The sequence below is a fragment of the Kitasatospora sp. NPDC057512 genome, from assembly GCF_042802135.1.
Lineage (GTDB): Bacteria > Actinomycetota > Actinomycetes > Streptomycetales > Streptomycetaceae > Kitasatospora.
Genome location: NZ_JBHVET010000551.1, coordinates 1 through 5,947, shown reverse-complemented (window position 1 = coordinate 5,947; position 5,947 = coordinate 1). Strand labels below are relative to the sequence as shown.

The 5,947-nt window shown below is 73.6% G+C and carries 4 protein-coding genes; all 4 read right to left on the bottom strand.

The features are described 5' to 3' along the window. Positions 1–34 precede the first annotated feature (34 nt). On the bottom strand, positions 35–2,536 hold the full coding sequence (gene pheT, locus ACFU6K_RS28850) for a phenylalanine--tRNA ligase subunit beta (protein ID WP_380667879.1): 2,502 nt from the start codon (positions 2,534–2,536) through the stop codon (positions 35–37). Further along, the gene (gene pheS / locus ACFU6K_RS28845; protein ID WP_380667877.1) at positions 2,536–3,657 is read right to left on the bottom strand and encodes a phenylalanine--tRNA ligase subunit alpha; all 1,122 of its coding nucleotides are present in this window, start codon (positions 3,655–3,657) and stop codon (positions 2,536–2,538) included. Before pheS ends, pheT begins: the two co-directional genes overlap by 1 nt. Before the next feature lie 172 nt (positions 3,658–3,829). Next, positions 3,830–4,933 (bottom strand): ATP-binding protein, encoded by a 1,104-nt coding sequence (locus tag ACFU6K_RS28840; protein WP_380667875.1) that lies wholly within the window; start codon positions 4,931–4,933, stop codon positions 3,830–3,832. Between the two features lie 117 nt (positions 4,934–5,050). After that, entirely contained in the window at positions 5,051–5,917 is an 867-nt protein-coding gene (locus ACFU6K_RS28835) for a TrmH family RNA methyltransferase (protein ID WP_380667881.1), read from the bottom strand. Between the last annotated feature and the right edge of the window lie 30 nt (positions 5,918–5,947).

Here is a 5,947-nt window from a genome sequence, read left to right as displayed (position 1 = left end):
GTCCGGGGCGGGGCCCTCCTCGGGCGACGACGCGTCAGGCGCCGCGCAGCACCGCGCCGGTGCGGGCGACGGCCTCGGCGACGGCCGCCTCACGGGCGGCGCTCGCCTCGTCGGCGGTCAGCGTGCGGTCCGCGGCGCGGAAGCGCAGCGCGTAGGCCAGCGACTTCTTCCCCTCGCCGACCTGCTCGCCGGTGAACACGTCGAACAGCCGGATGGCCTCCAGCAGTTCACCCGCGCCCGAACGCAGCGCGGCCTCGACCTCGGCGGCCGGGACGGCGGTGTCGACGATCAGCGCGACGTCCTGGGTGGCCACCGGGAAGCCGGAGACCGCCGGGCCGTTGACGCGCTCGGCGCCGTCCGCCGTCAGCAGGTCGACGTCGATCTCCATCGCGGCGGTGCGGGCCGGCAGCCCGAGCGCCTTGACCACCCGCGGGTGCAGCTCACCGGCGTGGCCGACCACCCGGTCGGTGCCGGCCACCAGCAGCTCGGCGCAGCGGCCCGGGTGCCACGGCGCCAACTGGCCCTGGCGGACGGTCAGTTCGACGCCGGCCGCACGGGCCACCGTACGGGCCGCCTCGACGGCGTCCGCCCAGGAGGCCTGCGCGCCCTTGCCCCACCAGCCCGACGGCAGCCGCTCGCCCGCGAGGGCGACGGCGATCCGGCGCGGCTGGTCCGGCAGCGCGGCGTCCAGCGCGGCCAGTTCCTCGTCGCTGGGCCGGTGGTCGACCGACGGACGCGGCGCCACGCTCAGCTCGTCCTTGGGCAGGAAGACCGTGCCGGTCTCGAAGACCGCCAGGTCGGTGTTGCCCCGGCCGACGTTGCGGCGCAGCGCGCCGAGCAGGCCCGGCAGCAGCGTGGTGCGCAGCGCCGGCTCCTCGTCGTTCAGCGGGTTGACCAGCTTCACCGTGCGGCGGCGCCGGTCGTCCGCCTCCAGACCGAGCGCCTCGAAGGCGGGCTCGCCGAGGAACGGGTAGTTGTTGACCTCGACGTAGCCGGCCGCGGCCAGCGCGACGCCGATCCGGCGGTGCACCCGCTGGGCCTCGGTCAGGCCCTTGCCCGGGGGGACGTTGGGCATCCGGGCCGGGACGTTGTCGTAGCCCTCCAGCCGGATGACCTCCTCGGCGAGGTCGTACGGGTCCGTGAGGTCGGGCCGCCAGGTCGGCGGGGTGACCTCCAGGACGTCGGCACCGGAGACCGAGCAGCCGATCTCCTGGAGGCGCCGGGTGACGGTCTCGCGGCCGTACCCGGTGCCGGCCACCCGGTCGGGCAGGTCGGCGGCGATGGTGATGGTGCGCACCGGGTGCGGGGCCGCGATGTCGGTGACCCCGGCCTCGGCGGTGCCGCCGGCGATCAGGACCAGCAGGTCGACGGCGCGCTGCGCGGCGGCGCGGGTGGCCTCCGGGTCGACGCCGCGCTCGAAGCGCTTGGACGCCTCGGAGGGCAGCTTGTGCCGCTTGGCGCTGCGGGCGATGGAGACCGCGTCGAAGTGCGCCGCCTCGATGATCACCTCGGTGGTGCCCGGGCCGGCGGCCGGGTCGAGGATCTCGGTGGAGGCGCCGCCCATCACGCCGGCCAGGCCGATCGGGCCGCTGTTGTCGCAGATCAGCAGGTCCTCGGCGGAGAGCTTGCGCTCGACCCCGTCGAGGGTGGTCAGGGTCTCGCCCTGCGCCGCCCGGCGGACCGTGATCGGGCCGTCCACGCGCTGCTTGTCGTACGCGTGCAGCGGCTGGCCGACCTCCAGCATCACGTAGTTGGTGATGTCGACGGTCAGCGAGATCGGGCGGATGCCCGACTTCTGGAGCCGGCGCTGCAGCCAGATCGGGGACTTGGCGTTCGGGTCGACGCCGACGACCGTACGGGCCACGAAGCGGTCGCAGCCGGTCTGGTCGTTGACCTTCACCAGGTAGCCGAAGGAGTTCGCCGGCGGCACGTCGAGCAGCGCCGGGTCGGCCAGCGGCAGCCCGTACGCGGCGGCGGCCTCGCGGGCCACGCCGCGCATGGACAGGCAGTAGCCGCGGTCCGGGGTGACGGCGATGTCGAGCACCTCGTCGACGAGCTGGAGCAGCTCGATGGCGTCGGTGCCGGGCTCGAACTCCGGCGGGAGCACGATGATGCCGTTGTGGTCGTCACCCATGCCCAGCTCGCGGGCGGAGCAGATCATGCCGGCCGAGGTATGGCCGTAGGTCTTGCGGGCCGCGATCGGGAACGGGCCGGGCAGGACGGCGCCCGGGAGCACGACCACGACCTTGTCGCCGACGGCGAAGTTGGTCGCGCCGCAGACGATCTCCTGCGGGTCGCCGGTGCCGTTGGCGTCGCCGACGTTCACGAAGCAGTGCCGGATCGGCTTCTTGAAGCCGGCCAGCTCCTCGATGGAGAGCACCTCGCCGACCACCAGCGGGCCCTTGAGGTCCGCGCCGATCTGCTCGACGGTCTCGACCTCCAGGCCGGCCCGGACCAGGCGCTCCGCGACGTCACGGCCGGTCTCGCCGGCCGGCAGGTCGACGTACTCGCGCAGCCAGGAAAGCGGGACGCGCATCAGATCTCCATCCCGAACGGGAGGGTGAAGCGGACGTCACCCTCGACCATGTCGCGCATGTCGGCGACGTTGTGACGATTCATCAGGATCCGCTCCAGGCCCAGGCCGAAGGCGAACCCGCTGTAGCGGTTCGGGTCGACACCGCAGGCGACCAGCACCCGCGGGTTGACCACGCCGCAGCCGCCGAGCTCGATCCAGCCCTCGGAGGAGCAGGTCCGGCACGGGCGGTCCGGGTTGCCGACGCTCTCACCGCGGCACACGAAGCACTGGAGGTCGATCTCCGCGCTCGGCTCGGTGAACGGGAAGTACGACGGGCGCCAGCGCAGCTCCAGGCCGCCGCCGATCAGCTTCTCGACCAGCACCTCGATGGTGCCCTTGAGGTCCGCGAAGGTGATGCCCTCGTCCACCGCGAGGCCCTCGACCTGGCGGAAGACCGGGGTGTGGGTGGCGTCCAGCTCGTCCGTCCGGTAGACCCGGCCGGGGCAGACCACGTAGAGCGGGGGCTCGCGGTCGAGCATGGTACGGGCCTGGACCGGGGAGGTCTGGGTGCGCAGCACCACGCCGGAGTCGGCGGAGCCGTCCGGGGCCTGGACGAAGAAGGTGTCCTGCATCGAGCGGGCCGGGTGGTCCGGGCCCAGGTTGAGGGCGTCGAAGTTGAGCCACTCGGCCTCGACCTCGGGGCCCTCCGCGACCTGGTAGCCCATCGCGACGAAGGTGTCCTCGATGCGCTCGGCCATGGTGGTCAGCGGGTGCCGGGCGCCGCGCGGGGCGCGGTCGTACGGCAGCGTGACGTCCACCGCCTCCTCCACCAGCACGCGGGCGTCCCGCTCCGCCTCCAGCTCGGCCTGCCGCTGGGCGAGGGCCTTGTTGACGGCCCCGCGGGCCTGACCGATCAGCTTTCCGGCGGCCGCCTTGGCGTGCGGGGGCAGGGCCCCGATCTCGCGATTGGCGAGCGAGAGCGCGGAGCGGTCGCCGGTGTGGGCGACCTTGGCCTGCTTCAGCTCGTCCAGGGAGCCGGCGGCGGCGAACGCGGCGACGGCCTCGTCCCGCGCCTGCTCCACCACCTCGGGCTTGAGGGCCTCGACCTCGACCGGGTCGTACGACTTGTTGGGTGCCGACATCTCTATCTTTCCCGTGCTCCTGCTCGTCCGTGCTCAAGGTCTTTGGGCCAACGCCGAAGGTCGAGTGTAGTCGCAGCGTGTATCACCGCTGCCGCGAAGCCCGTCCGGGGGGAACGACGTCCGACCTGCTCGGGATCCCGAAGCAGGCTGTGCTTGGCGTTCACGCACTTTCTCAGAGCATGAAGTCGGGCACCCCGGCGGGCAGGATAAATCGGAACCGGGCGCCGCCGCCGGGCGCGCGGTCGACGCGGATCGAGCCGCCGTGGGCCTCCACGATGCCCTTGACGATGTAGAGGCCCAGGCCCGTACCGCCGCGCTTGGAGCCGCGCCAGAAGCGGGTGAAGACGCGCGGCATCGACTCCTCGGGGATGCCGCTGCCTTCGTCGCTCACGGTGACCGCCGTACCTTCCACAATGCGGGGCGGGGTGCCGTTGCGCTCCCAGACGGGCGCCTCGACGACCTCCTTGGCCGGTGCCACCTCGATCGTGACAGTTCCCTCACCGTGCCGCACCGCATTTTCCAGCAGGTTGGCCAGCACCTGGTCGACCTTGTCCGGGTCGGCCCACAGGACGGTCAGCGGCTCGCCGATCCGGATGTCGAAGCGGTCCTCGGGGATGCCGGTGGCGACCTTGCGCTCGACGTGCCGGCGCACCGCCGCCGCCAGGTCCACCACCTGCTTGCGCAGCTCCAGCCGGCCGGCGTCGATCCGGGAGATGTCAAGCAGCTCGGCGATCAGCCGGGTGACCCGGTCGGCGTCGGCGTCCACGGTCTCCAGCATCAGCCGCTTCTGCCCGTCGGTGAACCGCTCCCACTTGGCCAGCAGCGTCGCCGTGAAGCCCTTGACGCTCGTCAGCGGGGAGCGCAGCTCGTGCGCCACGGTGGCGATCAGCTCGGCGTGGCTGCGCTCGGTGCGGCGCCGGGCCTCGGTGCCGCGCAGCGCGATCACCAGGCGCTCCAGCGGCCCGCCCGGGGCGCCGCGCACGTACCGGGCGGAGACCAGCACCTCACGCCCGCCGGGCAGCAGCAGGTTGCGCTCCGGCTGGCCGGTGCGGATGGCCAGGCCGCCGTACGGGTCGGTCAGCTGCCACCAGCGGCGGCCGTCCAGGTCCTCCAGCGGGAGGGCGTCCTCCAGCCCGCTGCCGAGCACGGCCTGCGGGAGCACGCCGGTGAGCCGGGCCGCGGCCCGGTTGAAGCAGACCACCCGGCCCAGCGCGTCGGCGACCACCAGGCCGTCCGGCAGGTCGTCCGGGTCGAGCTCTGGCCCGCTGCCGACCATGGGTTGCCTCCCCGATTACCCACCGTGCCGTTCCCCCCACAGAGGCAGACCCTAGCGCCTCCCAGGCGGGTGTAGTAGGGCTTGCAGCGGGGAGATCCCGGTGCGCCCCCGGGTGCGTCAGGCGTTCGAGCGGCAGCCGCCGGGCGAACGCTGCGCCCGGGCCGAGGCGTACAGGCAGACGGCCGCGGCCGTGGCCAGGTTGAGGCTCTCGGCGTGGCCGTGGATCGGAACGCGCACGACCTCGTCGGTGAGCGCGCGGGTCTCCTCCGGAAGCCCCCACGCCTCGTTGCCGAACACCCATGCGCCGGGCGCGCCCAGCGTGCCCTCGTCCAGCTCCTGGTCCAGGTCGCGCTCCCCCGCGCCGTCCGCGGCGAGCACCCGGACGCCGGCCTCGCGCAGCCTGCCGACGGCCTCCTCGACCGGCACGCCGACCGCCACCGGCAGGTGGAACAGGCTGCCCACGGAGGCCCGGACGGCCTTCGGGTTGTAGAGGTCCACCGAGGCGTCGGTGAGCACCACGGCGTCCGCGCCGGCCGCGTCGGCGGTGCGCAGCACCGTGCCAGCGTTCCCGGGGTCGCGCACGTGGGCGAGGACCGCGACCAGCTTGGGGCGGGCCTTGAGCACCTCGTCGAACGGGGTGTCGATGAAGCGGCAGAGCGCCACGATGCCCTGCGGGGTCACGGTGTCGCAGATGTCGGCGATCACCTCGTCGGTGGCGGTCAGCACCGGCAGCCCCTCGGCCAGGGCGGCCTCGACGATGCCGGCGTGCCGCTCGGCGGCCTCCTGAGTCGTGTAGACCTCGACCACGGCGTGCTCGCCGCTGCCCGGCAGCCTGCCGAAGGCGACGGCCTCCCGGACGGCCTGCGGGCCCTCGACCAGGAAGCGGCGCTCCTTGCCGCGCTGGCTTCGCTTGGCCAGCCGGCGGGCGGCGACGACGCGGGGCGAGCGCAGGGAGGTCAGCAGGGGGGTGTCGGTGCTCGGCATGGTCTCGATCTCTGAGGGCGCTGAAGGAGC

Coding starts and splice junctions, on each gene's coding strand:
- ACFU6K_RS28835 (WP_380667881.1), bottom strand. CDS start 5,917: ATGCCGAGCACCGACACCCCCCTGCTGACCTCCCTGCGCTCGCCCCGC.
- pheT (WP_380667879.1), bottom strand. CDS start 2,536: ATGCGCGTCCCGCTTTCCTGGCTGCGCGAGTACGTCGACCTGCCGGCC.
- pheS (WP_380667877.1), bottom strand. CDS start 3,657: ATGTCGGCACCCAACAAGTCGTACGACCCGGTCGAGGTCGAGGCCCTC.
- ACFU6K_RS28840 (WP_380667875.1), bottom strand. CDS start 4,933: ATGGTCGGCAGCGGGCCAGAGCTCGACCCGGACGACCTGCCGGACGGC.